Below are 14,132 nucleotides of genomic sequence, written 5' to 3' on the forward strand. Positions count from 1 at the left end.
GCGGTCATGATCACGAGCAGGCAGAAAAGGAACATGATCACTGCGGCCACAACCACGAGCACGCCGAAAAAGAACATGATCACTGCCGCGGCCATGATCATGGCGGACATGATCACGGTCACTGCGGCTGCGGACATGACCACTCTCATGTCGAAAATAGTATGGATACCGACTGGGATGTCTCAGGCGTCACTCCGGATCAATACCGCCTCCTTTTCTCTGTACTCGGCGGTCTGGCCGGCGTTAAGGATGTCGGCCTCAATCCGGACGGCCTCAGAATTATCCATACGCCGGAAGCGCTGCCCTCAATCGAAAAAGCATTCCAGGCAAACGGTCTTAAACTGAAGCGAAACGTCGATCAGACAAGAGAGACCTCTCAGATTCATATCGCTCAAATGGATTGCCCGACGGAAGAAGGCTTAATTCGACAAAAATTGGGCAAAATGAAGGGCGTCGGCGGTCTCCAGTTCAATCTGATGAACCGTGTTCTGACGGTTTCTTATCCACCCGGAACTCTGCCGGAAATTCTAGCGGCCATTAGATCTTTGGACTACACGCCCGAAGTGATTGACGGAAAAAAGACCCAGGCTCTGTCTGAATTTAAACCGACTCAGATTCCCTGGTGGAGATATATTCTTGCTATCGTGGTCGCTGCCGGCTCCGAAGTATCGGAACTTCTCGGCGCAAACGAATACCTGACGCTCGCACTCGCCATTATCGCGATCGTTATGGTGGGACTCGGGACCTACAAGAAAGGCATTATCGCTATCCGAAATTTCAACTTCAATATGAACGCCCTGATGTCCGTGGCGGTCACCGGCGCTCTTATCATCGGTTCTTGGCCGGAAGCCGCTATGGTCATGGTGCTTTTCGAATTGTCTGAGGCGATCGAACAGCTCTCTCTGGATAAGGCCAGAGGCGCAATCCGCTCGCTCCTTTCCTTAGCGCCTCAGACCGCAAACGTCCTGAAAAACGGTAAGGTTGTTGAAATTCCGGCTAATGAAGTCAAGGTCGGAGACGAGCTGCGCGTCATGCCCGGTGAGCGTCTTGCCGTGGACGGCGTCGTCGTCAAAGGATCAACCTCCATCGACCAGTCCCCGATTACGGGCGAAAGTATGCCGGTTGAAAAGAACCCGGGCGATCAGGTTTTTGCGGGCACGATCAATAAGAACGGAGAAATTCTCTACAGAGCGGAATCTTCTGTGGCGGATTCTATGCCTTCGCGCATTATCTCTGCCATCGAGTCGGCTCAAAGCTCAAGAGCTCCGACACAGCGCTTTGTCGATAAATTCGCCAAAATCTATACACCGACCGTTTTCGCTATTGCGCTGTTCTGCGCGATCGTGCCCCCGCTTTTCTTCCAGCAGGATTGGCTCGAGTGGATCTATAAGGGGCTCACGCTGCTTGTGATCGCCTGCCCCTGCGCTTTGGTGATTTCAACCCCGGTCACCATTGTTTCCGGTCTTGCCGCAGCCGCCAGACGCGGCATCCTGATCAAGGGCGGTGTCTACCTCGAAAAAGGCAGAACCCTGAAGAGCGTCGCCTTCGATAAAACCGGTACGCTTACCAAAGGCAAACCTTCGGTTCTGGTTTATGAGACCGCAGATCTGAATGCGGATTCAGCAGCAATTCTTAAACTAGCTGCGGCGCTTGCTTACCGCAACGATCATCCGGTCAGCAAGGCGGTGGCGGAACTTGCGGCTTCCAAGGCGATTCCGCGTGAGGATGTCTCCGAAGTACACGGTTTCTTCGCGGTCCCCGGACAGGGTGTTGTCGGAGAAATCGACGGCACGGAATATTACCTCGGCAACATTAAAGGACTCGATCGCTATCTGCTTCAAAGCCAGATGGTCCGTGATAAGGTCTCTGTGCTCGCAAACAACGGATGCTCTCCTCTGATCCTTGCCTCTTCTAAGAAAGTACTGGCCTATTTCGGCGTCGCCGATTCGATTAAGGAAACTTCGCCTGAAGTGCTGAAGAGCCTTAAGGAGCTTGGTATTAAGACAATCATGCTGACCGGAGATAACGATAAAGCGGCTAAAGCGGTTGGCAGCAAGGTCGGAGTGGACCGTGTCAAGGGAAATCTTCTTCCGGAAGAAAAACAGCAGCTTGTCCAGCAGATTGCTAAGAAAGAGCCTGTCGGTATGGTCGGCGACGGTATTAATGACGCTCCTGCCCTGGCCCGAGCCGACATCGGCTTCGCAATGGGCGCCGCCGGCACCGATACCGCGATCGAAACTGCGGACGTCGCACTGATGGACGACGATCTGCGCAAACTGCCGGAATTTATCCGTCTTTCCAAACGGACCTACGCTCTGCTGATGCAGAACATCGCTATCGCGCTCGGCATTAAGTTTGTATTCTTTATCCTGACGCTTGTCGGAATCGGAACAATGTGGATGGCGGTATTTGCCGATACCGGAACTTGTCTGATTGTTGTCGCTAACGGAATGAGAATGCTTCGCTGGCGCGGTTAACCGCCCATAGGCGCACAAAAGGCCGCCAATTTGGCGGCCTTTTGCCTAGACGGAAATCAATCAGAGTTCGCCGATACGCGCCATTCTGATCTGATTGCGGATCCAGGAGGATCCGCCAAGCAGCTTGAGCTTGTCCTTTTCTTCCTGTCTTAAAAGAATTGTCGTTCTGACAAGCGGTTTGTCATCGAGCGCCGGACGGCCTCTTTTGGCAATTGCCCACTGCAGAGATAAAGAGCTTTCCAAGTCTCCTTTGTTCTCCTCTTCTTTGTTGAGGAAAGCCGCCAATCGAAGAATGTCGTCTTTCAGCTGAACCAGAGCGTCTTTGAAGTTCTCATTCTCTTTGGTTGTGTTGGAGGGAACATCGATCGGGAAAAATTCTTTCTCAGTTACCTTGGCGGATCCGAAGCAGCCGGCCTGTGTAAAGAAATAGGCATAGTAGAAACGGTCCTCACCGATATAGTCATTGTCATTGCGGCGAAGTTCGACTCGGACGTCGACGATGTTTTTCTTGAGCGTTACAGTCATGATGTGAACCTCCTTACGTGTTCAGTCAGTAATTTGATATGCACATAATAATATTGTCCATATTAAATGGAAATAGATATGCATTTAAATAATGTATTTAAATGTAAATTTAGTACTTATTCCGTGCGCACGATTTCAGCAGTGAAAGAGAAAAGTATTTAGAATTCACGGGTTAAAGGATAAACCGAGCATATTGAATGGCACAGTTGACAGCGGCACCGATGGAAGGTTTGACCGGTGCGGTATACCGAAAGCTTCATCACCGATTTTTTGGCGGTGCGGATGCCTATTACATTCCCTTTGTAACCCCGACCGTAGAGCCGAAATTTACCGATCGGCAGTTAAGGGAGCTGGCTCCTGAAGTCAACAGCGGTATTCCGGTGGTTCCCCAGCTCCTTTCCAATCGCTCGGCGGACTTCATTTGGGCTGCTAAAGCGCTCGACGAGATGGGCTACTCTGAAGTCAATCTCAACCTCGGCTGCCCCGCGGGCACAGTTGTCGCTAAGGGCAAAGGCAGCGGTTTTCTGAAAGATCTTTACGGATTGGAAAAATTTCTGGATGAGGTCTTTAGCGCCGATATCCCTGTGCCGATTTCCATTAAAACTCGCCTCGGCTGGTCAGATACCGCTGAATTTGAAGATATTCTGAAGCTCTACCGAAAGTATCCGCTCTCGGAACTGATTGTTCATATGCGTCTCAAGACCGATCAATACAAAGGAGACGCGCGGACTCAGGTGCTTTTAAACGCGCTTGACGAGATTCCCTTCCCGCTCGGTGTGAACGGCGATTTGGTTACAGAGGCGGATTTAAAACAAGCCGATGAACGCTTTAGACATCCGCATCAGCTGATGGTGGGAAGAGCGCTTATGGCCGATCCCGCCCTCTTTCGTAAATTTAAAGGAGGAAAGCCCGCCTCAGCTGAAGAAATTCGACAATTCTCCAAAGCCCTTTATGACGGCTACACAGAAGCCTTCGGCAGCCGCAAAAACGCAATGATGAGAATGAAGGAATATTGGTTCTTCCAATCCTGTCTCTTCGAAGAGAATCCTTCAGCCTTTAAGCGGATATTCAAAAGCCGCGAAGAAGCGGACTTCAGCGCGGCTTTGGATGAAATTATGAGCGGCGGCCTCCTCAGAGACGCCAGATTCGGCTGGAAGAAGCCTCTTTAGAATGTTAGAGCTTTCTGAACAAATTCTTCAAAGAGCTTGACGTTCTTCGGTTCAACCAGAGTGTCAAGGATCTCGCCCTTGCGCAGGACGATTAAAGTCGGAATGTGACGGACTTTAAATTTGCTGTTTAATCCGGCTTCTTTATCAAAGTCGCAGTGAGCAAACTGAAGCTTGTCGCTGTATTTTTCAGCAAATTCCATAAACATCGGCTGAATGCGGCGGCAGTCAATGCACCAGGGCGCGCCGATGGCCAGAAGAACGGTCTTCGGACAGTTCACCACTGTTTCGTCATAATTGGCTTCAGTCACGTCAACGATAAATTTAGAGTCACTCATTTGGATTCCTTAGAAAATCATCATTAAAAAATTAATGAGGAAAACGTTCGACACGTTCAGCATTATAAGTCCAACAATGGAAAGTACTAAGAATCCATCCGTGCTGGGTCCGTATTTTTCGCAGAGCGACTGCATGTTGCTCAGCCCGTTGCCGCAGACGCCCATAGAGAAGCTTAAACCGCCGACCGCAAAAAGCATTCCCTTGAAGTTTCTGCCGAGAAAATTGAAATAAACCCAGCGCGCATAAATAACATTAAGAAGAAGCTCAAGAAACGTGATGAGCAAAACTTCCCAAGTGACAGATCCGATCATGTCGAGTCGAAGCGAACAGGTCGAAAGAGCAATAAAAATTGTCAGAATGACTTTGGTCAGCGTTCTGAGCGCAAGACCGTCAACGCTGAAAAAATTTGTCTTATCTGCGAAATTTCTTATCAGTATCGCGAAAATCATGCAGCTGACATAATCCGGAATGAATACATCCTGCAGAAAATAATGATTAAACAAGTCGCCCAAAGCCATACAGACGAAACTCAGCGCAAGAATCTTCATGCACTCGACGGTGTGCTGCTGATAAAAAGGTCTTGGAGAGCGAAGGATCGAGCGCGAGAGTCTCTGGTTGTCAAATTCAGTGGAATTCGGATTTTTGAGTTTGTACTTGCTGATGAGATACTCGCCAAGGGGCGCGCCGATCATGAGAGAAAGAATCATGCCGAGCGTCACAACGCCGGAAGCCATCTGGGCGGCGCCGGAAATCGCGTCAAGCCGTTCAATGGTCGGCGCAAAATTATTGACCGTATCATAGCCTCCGATCATGGAGATCGTGCCGACTAAAAGACCTAAATGTTTATGCAGCCCGAGCATCTCGCAGGCGCCGATTCCGACAAGGGCCTGAAGCACACCGAGCACCAGAGCCAAAGCCCAAAACAGCATGGAAACCCAGGTACCCCGACTGATGAGCTTCCACGTTCCAAAGAGTGCGAGCATTGTCAGGAAAAACCGAAGCACAATGGAATTGAGACTGACGTCAAAATCAATAATCGCGGTGTCCGTGATGCGAAAAAGAAGAATAATCCCTGCGACAGGGAGACCTCCGATAAAAGGAACCGGAATCGAAAGCTTCTGCAAAAGAGGGATTTTTGACTTAATTAATCGGCCTAGAAAATAACTGACCAGCGCGATCCCCAAGAAAACAAAAGCATTTGGCTGAATATGCAGGATATTTTGTATGACTTGGTCGTCCATATCGCCTTGGTAACTGCCCGTATTGAATAGATTTTAAGAGTTAGATAATCTTGTTTAGTATATCCTCTTAGGGTCAAACCAGAAAAATTTAGAAATGAAGATAGAACTCAAACCTGTCACACTTGAACAGCTTCCGCTCTTAAAAGAGCAGCTTCCTAAGCTTCAGACCGGAGACTGCAATTTATCGATTGCCTCCGTCATCGGAAGAGCGGAAGAGTATCAAATTAAATGGGGTTTAGTAGAAGGCGAACTGGTTTTAAACTGGATGCCTTACCCGGATATTCCTGCAGCTTATGTCCTGCCGCTGCAAAGCGAAAATATCCTCAAAATTATGCAGACGCTTGAGTGCAGCTGCAAAGACTGTAAAGAACCCTTGATTCTGTTCGGCCGGTTTACCTATATGACCGAGAAAATCTCCGAACTGATGCGCTACCGCAATTTCATTACGGTGTCTTCAAATTCCTGGTGGGACTACGTCTACGACAGATCCCGCATCGAAACACTTGAAGGCCGCGATCTGCACGGAAAACGCAATTTCAATAAGCGTTTTTACAAAGCCTACCCCGATGCGGCCTTTGTTCCGCTTGACGCGCCAATGATTGAAAAATGCCGCGGCTTTTTAGCAAAATGGTATGAAGCGCACGGGGAAATGACAGAGTCGCTCCAAGCGGAAAAAGTCGCGATTGAATTCGCGTTCGATCATTTCGAAGACTTCGGCCTGATCGGAGGCGCACTCGTCAACGGAGACGACATCTTCGGATTTACCTACGGCTCCGGCGTCGGCGGCGATATTTTCTCAGTCCATATTGAAAAAGCCGATCGAAACGTTACTGGCGCGTACCCTGCTCTGGCTTCCGCTTTCGCAAAAGCGCTGCCGGAAGAATTCAAACAGATCAATCGCGAAGAAGACTTGGGATTGGCCGGCTTGAGAAAAGCGAAAGAAGATTGGTCGCCCTCGACAATGATTCGTAAGACGCTGATGAGAATTCAGCGTGATGAGAGCCGTATCGAATAATTTAAGCGTAGTTCTGCAAAAGAGCCGAGACCGAAGTAAGGTCTCGCTCAAAAATCAACTTAAGCGGGATCGAAATATCCGCTTGCGGATCCTTTGGCGGACAAAGAGATGAATCCTCAAGCGCGTGATACAGCAGTCCCGCTTTTGTCATCAGTTCTTTGCCTTCCAATTCACTCTTTCGATCCCGAACAAGGCCGAGCACCTTTTTGACAAACGGATCAGCGTCCGCGTCATTCCTCATCAGTGCAGGAACAATATCTTCTGTCTGAATGACGGATTCAAAACCGAAATGCTGAATCGGTTCATGAAATCCTTCTTTATCGCCGTGCCAATTCGAGAGCGAATCAAAGCCGTTCAAAAGATAAGAAATAATCCTGTCGGCAATCTGATCCAGATCCTGCGGCGTGTGAATTTCGTAATCGCAGGCCCAGACAACCTCTTCAGCAAAATCAACTTTATTGATGATTCTGAGAAGGTAATACGTGTCGCTTTTACGGCTTAAAGAAAAATAATCCTGAATCATTTCTGAATAAATACTGTCAACCTACGCTGTGGAAATATATCACGCGTCAGCGCATGAACCACACGGTCAAACTCAATTCAGAACTATGGGAATTTAAAAATAGGAAGGAGGATGTTTGGTGGAGAAAATGGGGATCGAACCCACGACCTCTGCATTGCGAACGCAGCGCTCTCCCAGCTGAGCTATTTCCCCACCGGTTCGGAAACTTTCGACATTGTGCACTAAAAAGAAGCTTCTAGCAACTCAACAAGCTAAGGGTTTTTACTTACTTAACGGAAGGTTGGTTAGAATTCAAATAGTTATTGAGCGCTTCTTCTCCGTCAATTTCCTGCGCTTTCTGAATTTGTTCAGCGCTCATTCTGTTTTCCAGTGCGGTAAAAGCCTGTTTAACTTCGTCAGTCGCGTTTTTATCTAATGCGCATTGATTGAGGATCGAATAAGCTGTGACCGGATCAAAATGGATCCAATTGGGCTGAGACAGTCTCATTGCGAATTCACAAACCTGTGAGCGGTCCCCTTTCTGTATAGCTGCCAGCGAGAGTGCGCCGCCTAAATTAAAGTTTTTGCGCACGCCGGTACCGTTCCAGAAACGGTCGGCTTCATTCTGAAGTTCTGCTGTTGAGGCTTTTTTAATATAGATATCCAGATACTTCTGGGCCTGATCCCGGCTTCTAACGCTTTGCGGTCCGGTTTGATAAAGTTTGACAAGAGAAAGCAGATCGTCGTTTCTTGCATATGGCGCCGCCTTTGTCAGCCACTGAACCGCCTTGACCGGATCCGGTTCCACGCCCTGCGCGCCGTCTCGGTAAAGTCTTCCCGTCTGAAGCTCGGCCGCGCCCAAGCCCTTCTCTGCCGCTTTTTCAAACCAGCTGAGTGCCTGCGGATAATCCTGACGATTCCAGTAGCATTCGCCTAAATAAAACATCGCGTTAACGCCGCCCTTCTTAGCAGCGGCCTTGGCCCAGAAAATTGCTTTGTCTTCATCTTTAGGCAGACGATAGCCATGCCCGTACGAATAGCTAATGGTATAGAGCTCACTCGGAGAGCCGTTTTCGAGCAGCGTATCAATCAGGAAGCGGCCTTTTACCTGTGCCTGCGGATCGTCTGTCTTGGCAAGATACTTTTCCCCGGTCACCACGCGCGCCAGTTTGTGTCCGTTTTCTGCGGCTTTTTCAAGCCAATAGTCAGCCTTTTCAGCAGACTTCTCGACTCCGGAGCCGTCGCTGTAGAAAAAGCCCAGAGCGGCCATCGCCGGTACATAATCTTTTTCCGCTGCTGCTTTTGCGAGTTCAAACGCTTTTTCGGAGGACTGCTCAACTCCTGTGCCTCTGCGGTACAGAGTTGAAAGGCGCATCATTGCTTTTGGGCTCCCAAGAGCAGCCGCCTGAGAATAGAGGTCGGCCGCTTTAGCCAGATCGACCGGAACATGGTCGCCGTAAAGATAAACTTCAGCTTCCTGAATCAGCTTAGCGATCTTATCTTTGTCTTCAGCGGATACCGCAGCTGCGGGCTCCGAAGCTGACTCTGACGCCGAACTCTCGGCCGAGACCGCGGGTACTGTCTCCGCATTCTGCTGCTGAGCGTGTGCGGTCATAAAAAAGAGCGCCGAACACAAACCACCGACGAGGATGGAAGTTCTGAATTTCAAATGGGCCATGAAAACTCTCCTTCCCGTAATTTTTGCAGATTTATCCCTGCAAAAACGAATCTTTTGTGAGAACGAACAGCGTGATTAAAGACAAATGCCGAACAATATTAGAGGTAATCACGATCAGGAAAATACTTATGATTTTTGTCCTGAAATCACCATTAAACGCTGAAATTGTTTATTACAATTTCAACTTTGCTTTTAATTATAAAAACGCCAATCAACCACCGGATATTAAAGATGAATTTTATAGGGTTATTTGTCAGACAAAATCCGCTTAGAGACTGCGGCTCATGGGGTGGGTTTACTGAACATTACAGACGATTGTTACCCCGTATAGGTGATATTTGAACGAAAATCTTAATAAAAAAACGGATTTATAAATATATTCATAAATTCAAATAAATAGTAAATCGGTATTACCCCGCTTAGAACAAACGATAATCCCCCTTGAAATGGTGGGGTGAAATCTTTAATATTTGTCTGTAACAATAATAATTCTAAGGATGGACCGCTATGAAGAATGCACGATGGATTAAGCTGGCAAATGATCTGACAAAAGGAATTACGACTGGGGAATTCCCTCTTCATTCCTATCTTCCGACTGAAGCAGAGCTGTGCGCACAGTACAACGTCAGCCGCTATACCGTTCGTCTCGCTCTTGCGGATTTAACTCGCATGGGGTTAATCCGTCGCTGGCCGAGACTTGGTTCTAAAGTCGTCTCGGTGGGTTTTGACGAAAGCTACGCGCGCTCTTTTACTTCAGTCTCTGAAATCGATCATCTCTCAAGTACCCATAAACGTGAAATCCAGTTAACTCAGGAATGCGTTGTCGATCAGGAGCTCGCTCAGAAACTTGAGTGTGAAAAATATCTCCGTTTCCTTCGCTTCACGAATATTCGTACCCATCCGACCGATGAAGGCAAACCGGTTGTCTGGACTGCGGTCTACGTCAACGCCGCCTATTCCAGGCTTCCGGAACTCGCAAGACACAACCCGCTGGTTCTTCTTTCAACGCTGATTGAAAAGGAATACGGAGAAAGATGTCAGGAAGTCACTCAGAAAATTTCCGCGGTTCCCCTTCCCGCTGAAGCGGCGATCAGTCTAAACGCGACACCGGGTTCGCCTGCGCTGAGAATCCTTCGTCACTATCTTGGCATTCGCAGAAATATCCTTGAAATTTCCGAGTCTTATCACCCGGGCGATCGTTATTCTCTCACGATCAACATGCAGAACGGCCGAAGAGATGTTCGGTAATTTGCACTAAAATAAACAGGGCCTTCGGGCCCTTTTCTTTTTCTCGCGTCTTGCGACTTTTTGGTGGATTGCTTCAGTGGCAGAGTCTAAAAACGTATACGGCAGAAAGCCCGGTCAGAAACTTGCGCCGCTTAAAGAGCGGCTGAAAAAGCTCGGTCTCTCAAGAGACTGGGACTTTGTGCTTCATTTGCCGCTGCGCTATGAGGACGAAACCTCTGTGACGCCGATTGCCGACCTTGTCCCCGGTGTGGATCAGCAGGTTGAGGGAGAAGTGGTCCGCAGCCAGGAAAACCGTTTTCGAGGCTCATTCGAGGCTTGGATTGACGACGGATCCGACGTTCTGAAACTGCGTTATCTCCATTACTTCCCTTCTTTGCGCGAGGTTCTGAAGGAAGGAAAGCGTGTGCGCCTTTTCGGCAATCCCCGCCGCAGCTACGGCGGTGAACTCGAAATGATTCACCCGAAAACCCGTAATATCAAGTCGGACGCGGAATTGCCTAAAACGCTGACGCCGGTGTATCCGGCGGGCGAAGGTATTACTCAGCCGTGGCTCAGAAAACGAATTGACCGCGCTCTGATGGACGTGGATATCAAAGACCTGCTGACTGAAGAAGAAAGACAAAGCCTCGGTCTTCCGGAATTGAGAAAGGCGATTGAATCGCTGCACCATCCTGCCCCCGGAGCTAGTCTCGAAGCCCTGCAGGAAAAAACCGATCCGGCCTGGCAAAGACTCAAGTTTGATGAACTGCTCGCGCAGCAAATCGCGCTGAAACGCTCTCGTAAACTCAGAGAGACGAATAAAGCGCCTCTGATGCCCTTTCCGAAAGGAAGGACCGACTCTCTGAGCTTTAAATTTTATAAGTCTCTGCCGTTTAAGCTGACAGGCGCTCAAAAGCGTGTATGGAACGAAATTGTCGGTTCTCTGCAGTCGGATCGTCCGATGAACCGCCTGGTTCAGGGCGATGTGGGAAGCGGCAAAACCGTTATCGCGGCGCTCGCCGCCTGTCAGGCGATTGACTGCGGCTATCAGGCGGCGCTTATGGCGCCGACCGAAATTCTGGCCGAGCAGCATTTCAGAAAGATTATTTCCTGGCTTGAGCCTTTTGGCGTGCGCGTCGTTTGGCTCTCGGGAAAACAAAAGGCGAAAGAAAAGCGCGAGGCGCTTAAGGCGATCGCGGACGGCGCTGAACTTGTGGTCGGCACCCACGCCCTCATTCAGCCTGACGTCGCTTTTAAAGCGCTCGGTCTGGCGATCGTGGACGAACAGCACCGCTTCGGCGTGAATCAGCGCCTGCAGCTGAGAGCAGAACGCGAGGACGGCTTTATGCCGCATCTGCTGATGCTGTCGGCGACTCCCATTCCGCGAACACTCGCGATGAGCTATCTCGCGGACGTGGATGTTTCGGTCATTGATGAACTTCCGCCCGGCCGACAGAAAATCGAAACTAAACTGCTCTCGATGCAGCGTAAGGAAGAACTGATCGAATCGATCGGCCAGTCGCTCAGTCACGGAGCTCAGGCCTACTGGGTCTGTCCGCTCATTGAGGAGAGCGAAAAAATAGATTTAACCGCGGCGACGGAAACCTGCGAACAGATCTGCGCCCTGCTTCCGAACTATCGGATTGAGCTGCTGCACGGCAAAATGACGCCGGAAGAAAAAAACGTCATTATGGACAGATTCGTTAAGGGCGAGACTCAGCTTTTAGTATCGACCACGGTTATTGAGGTGGGCGTCGATGTGCCTAACGCGACCATCATGGTGATTGAACACGCCGAGCGCTTCGGACTGGCGCAGCTTCACCAGCTTAGAGGCCGAGTCGGACGCGGCAGTGAAAAGAGTTTCTGTGTCGCGCTCTTCGGCAATAAACTTTCCGATATCGGCAAGGAACGTCTTAAAGTCTTTAAGAGCACGACGGACGGTTTTGAAATCTCAAGAAGAGACCTTGAACTCAGAGGTCCGGGAGAGTTTCTCGGCGCCCGTCAGAGCGGAGTCGCCCTGCTTCGCTTTGCCAACCTCGACACAGATGTCGATTTGGTGGAAAAGGCGACCCATTTGGCGCAGCGCTGGATTGATGAAAATGACGAGCGGGCTGACACGCATGCAGCCCGCTGGTATGAATCTAAAGAAAAATTCCTTGAAGCTTAATCTTTTTTGGATTCCAGGTTTTCATGGAACGCTTCGCCAAGCTCAGCGGATCTGCGTCTGCAGGCGTCCATCGCGTCCTGCATCATTTCCATGAAGCCTCTTTCCTGCATAACTTTTAATGCTTCATAAGTGGTGCCGCCTTTACTGGTGACTTTTGCACGGAGCTCTGCAGGCGGCTCGTCGCTCTGTCGCGCCAGTTCCGCAGAACCCAGAACTGTGGCAATCGCGAGTCTTCTTGCCTGCACCTCGTTAAAGCCGTAGCGAATACCGGCGTTTTCGAGTGCTTCAATAAAACGGAATACGTAAGCGGGGCCGGATCCGGAAACCGCGGTCACGCCTTCGAGCATCTCTTCCTTATCGCACCAAATCAGATCTCCGCAAGCCGCAAACACCTTCACGATAAAGAGGTGGTCTTCGTCCGCCTCAGCAGTCGCGTAAAGACCGCAGACGCCCTTGCCGATTTTCATCGGCGTATTGGGCATGGCGCGGCAGATTCGATTCTGTCCGAGCATGGCCCGCAGATCTTCAATTCGTACGCCTGCGGCAATAGAGATAATCAGCGCCTCATCCATCCATTCTTTTGCCGAGGCGATCGCGTCGGGAAGCTGCTGCGGCTTAACCGCCAAAACGACAGAATCGATCTGCGCCATCCAGGAGCCGGGTTTGTCATGGACTTGAACGCCGAACTGTTTGCTGAAGCGCTCAAGCTTTTCCGCGTTGCGGTCGATCACATGAATGTCTTCACCGGACCAATCGCTTGTGACCATCTTAGAAATAATGACGGACGCCATGTTGCCGCCGCCGTAAAAAACAATGGTTTTTCTGTTCATTTTGATTCCTTATTGCCGTAGTCTCTGGGCCCGAAGATCGCGGAACCGACGCGCACCATAGTTGAGCCGCACTCCACTGCTTCTTTCATGTCGGAGCTCATGCCCATAGAAAGCGTATCAATATCAAAGCCCATGTCTTTGAGCTGAGTATATAGAGAAAACATCTCCCGAAGCGGCGCTTTTTTACCTTCTTCCGTATCCGACGGAGCGGGAATCGCCATCAGACCTCTCAATTTGAGATTAGGGAGCGTTGTGACGGCCTGGGCTAAAGCGGGCACATCCATAGGTTCACAGCCGCCCTTGGAGTCTTCACCGGAAATATGGACCTCAATCAGCACGTTCAGCGGCCCAAGCTCCACGGGCCTTTGCTCGGAGAGCCGTTCGGCGATTTTAAGGCGGTCCACGGTCTGCACCCAGTCAAAATGCTCAGCGACCGGGCGGGTTTTGTTGGACTGGAGTCTGCCGATGAAATGCCAGGTTAAATCCAGGTTCGGTTCGTTCTCTCTGAACCATCGGATCTTCTCGATACCCTCTTGGACATAGTTTTCTCCAAAGGCGTGCATTCCGCATCCGACTGCTTCCCGAATCGCCTCAATGTCAAACGTTTTTGAGACCGGAAGAAGAAATACGCTTCCGGCTGCGCGGAGTGATTCTTTCTCTGCAAGGGCTAAATTTGATTTAACCTTTTCGTACCTGTCCGCAAGACCCGGTTTAAGAACTGACATTTCAAACCCCCAAAATTAAATTTCTTGTAAATAGTAGTCTTATTTTAGGGTTAGTAACCAAACTTACAAATATCTGATTAATAAAAACGGGGGATGATTGTCATTAATAAAAAATCATTCTACTCATAATCAATAATATTATTTTTTATCGTAAATGGTATATTATTCACATAACCGAACCGCTTGGATATAAATATAAATATTCAAACGGAGACAAACCACAGTGTAGTACTTGAATAT

Annotated in this window: 12 protein-coding genes and 1 tRNA gene; 5 read left to right on the forward strand and 8 right to left on the reverse strand. The window is 49.5% G+C overall.

Translation table 11 applies throughout. The annotated features are described in order from the left end of the window. Positions 1–161: 161 nt before the first annotated feature. Positions 162–2,477 (forward strand): heavy metal translocating P-type ATPase, encoded by a 2,316-nt coding sequence (locus tag AC6I1F_RS05980; RefSeq protein WP_497801792.1) that lies wholly within the window; start codon positions 162–164, stop codon positions 2,475–2,477. A gap of 60 nt (positions 2,478–2,537) precedes the next feature. Here AC6I1F_RS05980 and AC6I1F_RS05985 read toward each other — a convergent pair whose 3' ends face one another. Further along, entirely contained in the window at positions 2,538–3,002 is a 465-nt protein-coding gene (locus tag AC6I1F_RS05985; protein WP_497801654.1) for a hypothetical protein, read from the reverse strand. 197 nt (positions 3,003–3,199) lie between these two features. On the opposite strand from AC6I1F_RS05985, the gene AC6I1F_RS05990 reads away from it, so the two are divergent. Beyond that, positions 3,200–4,171, forward strand: coding sequence for a tRNA dihydrouridine synthase (locus AC6I1F_RS05990; protein ID WP_497801655.1), 972 nt, complete (start codon positions 3,200–3,202; stop codon positions 4,169–4,171). Here the strand turns inward: AC6I1F_RS05990 and AC6I1F_RS05995 are convergent. Both AC6I1F_RS05995 and AC6I1F_RS06000 read right to left on the reverse strand, forming a co-directional pair. Beyond that, on the reverse strand, positions 4,168–4,506 hold the full coding sequence (locus tag AC6I1F_RS05995; protein WP_251569545.1) for a thioredoxin family protein: 339 nt from the start codon (positions 4,504–4,506) through the stop codon (positions 4,168–4,170). The genes AC6I1F_RS05990 and AC6I1F_RS05995 overlap by 4 nt on opposite strands. A 9-nt stretch (positions 4,507–4,515) precedes the next feature. Further along, positions 4,516–5,748, reverse strand: coding sequence for a sodium/glutamate symporter (locus tag AC6I1F_RS06000; protein WP_289163960.1), 1,233 nt, complete (start codon positions 5,746–5,748; stop codon positions 4,516–4,518). Positions 5,749–5,842: 94 nt separating this feature from the next. Here AC6I1F_RS06000 and AC6I1F_RS06005 point away from each other — a divergent pair, with 94 nt between their 5' ends. Beyond that, complete coding sequence (locus AC6I1F_RS06005) at positions 5,843–6,763, forward strand: DUF2156 domain-containing protein (protein WP_160334508.1); 921 nt, start codon at positions 5,843–5,845, stop codon at positions 6,761–6,763. A 1-nt stretch (position 6,764) separates the two neighbouring features. On the opposite strand, the gene AC6I1F_RS06010 is transcribed toward AC6I1F_RS06005, so the two are convergent. From AC6I1F_RS06010 to AC6I1F_RS06020, 3 genes are all read right to left on the reverse strand, one after another. Next, positions 6,765–7,286, reverse strand: coding sequence for a hypothetical protein (locus tag AC6I1F_RS06010; RefSeq protein ID WP_160334509.1), 522 nt, complete (start codon positions 7,284–7,286; stop codon positions 6,765–6,767). Between the two features lie 116 nt (positions 7,287–7,402). Next, a tRNA-Ala gene (locus tag AC6I1F_RS06015) sits at positions 7,403–7,478 on the reverse strand. Between the two features lie 73 nt (positions 7,479–7,551). Next, positions 7,552–8,943, reverse strand: a complete 1,392-nt coding sequence (locus tag AC6I1F_RS06020) for a tetratricopeptide repeat protein (RefSeq protein WP_497801656.1) — start codon at positions 8,941–8,943, stop codon at positions 7,552–7,554. A gap of 507 nt (positions 8,944–9,450) precedes the next feature. Here AC6I1F_RS06020 and AC6I1F_RS06025 point away from each other — a divergent pair. Beyond that, a complete protein-coding gene (locus AC6I1F_RS06025) occupies positions 9,451–10,191 on the forward strand; it encodes a GntR family transcriptional regulator (RefSeq protein WP_497801657.1) in 741 nt (246 codons plus the stop codon). A 76-nt stretch (positions 10,192–10,267) separates the two neighbouring features. Further along, on the forward strand, positions 10,268–12,337 hold the full coding sequence (recG, locus tag AC6I1F_RS06030; RefSeq protein WP_160334512.1) for an ATP-dependent DNA helicase RecG: 2,070 nt from the start codon (positions 10,268–10,270) through the stop codon (positions 12,335–12,337). Here recG and proC read toward each other — a convergent pair. Together proC and AC6I1F_RS06040 are read right to left on the reverse strand one after the other, a co-directional pair. Then, entirely contained in the window at positions 12,334–13,167 is an 834-nt protein-coding gene (proC, locus tag AC6I1F_RS06035; protein ID WP_497801658.1) for a pyrroline-5-carboxylate reductase, read from the reverse strand. The genes recG and proC overlap by 4 nt on opposite strands. Then, complete coding sequence (locus tag AC6I1F_RS06040) at positions 13,164–13,892, reverse strand: YggS family pyridoxal phosphate-dependent enzyme (protein WP_160334514.1); 729 nt, start codon at positions 13,890–13,892, stop codon at positions 13,164–13,166. Before AC6I1F_RS06040 ends, proC begins: the two co-directional genes overlap by 4 nt. Positions 13,893–14,132: the final 240 nt, after the last annotated feature.

This window comes from Parasutterella sp. St.1A3, assembly GCF_059728705.1.

Excerpts from the sequence above, each read along its gene's own strand:
- AC6I1F_RS05980 (WP_497801792.1), top strand. The coding sequence starts at position 162 with ATGGATACCGACTGGGATGTCTCAGGCGTCACTCCGGATCAATACCGC.
- AC6I1F_RS05985 (WP_497801654.1), bottom strand. The coding sequence starts at position 3,002 with ATGACTGTAACGCTCAAGAAAAACATCGTCGACGTCCGAGTCGAACTT.
- AC6I1F_RS05990 (WP_497801655.1), top strand. The coding sequence starts at position 3,200 with ATGGCACAGTTGACAGCGGCACCGATGGAAGGTTTGACCGGTGCGGTA.
- AC6I1F_RS05995 (WP_251569545.1), bottom strand. The coding sequence starts at position 4,506 with ATGAGTGACTCTAAATTTATCGTTGACGTGACTGAAGCCAATTATGAC.
- AC6I1F_RS06000 (WP_289163960.1), bottom strand. The coding sequence starts at position 5,748 with ATGGACGACCAAGTCATACAAAATATCCTGCATATTCAGCCAAATGCT.
- AC6I1F_RS06005 (WP_160334508.1), top strand. The coding sequence starts at position 5,843 with ATGAAGATAGAACTCAAACCTGTCACACTTGAACAGCTTCCGCTCTTA.
- AC6I1F_RS06010 (WP_160334509.1), bottom strand. The coding sequence starts at position 7,286 with ATGATTCAGGATTATTTTTCTTTAAGCCGTAAAAGCGACACGTATTAC.
- AC6I1F_RS06020 (WP_497801656.1), bottom strand. The coding sequence starts at position 8,943 with ATGGCCCATTTGAAATTCAGAACTTCCATCCTCGTCGGTGGTTTGTGT.
- AC6I1F_RS06025 (WP_497801657.1), top strand. The coding sequence starts at position 9,451 with ATGAAGAATGCACGATGGATTAAGCTGGCAAATGATCTGACAAAAGGA.
- proC (WP_497801658.1), bottom strand. The coding sequence starts at position 13,167 with ATGAACAGAAAAACCATTGTTTTTTACGGCGGCGGCAACATGGCGTCC.
- AC6I1F_RS06040 (WP_160334514.1), bottom strand. The coding sequence starts at position 13,892 with ATGTCAGTTCTTAAACCGGGTCTTGCGGACAGGTACGAAAAGGTTAAA.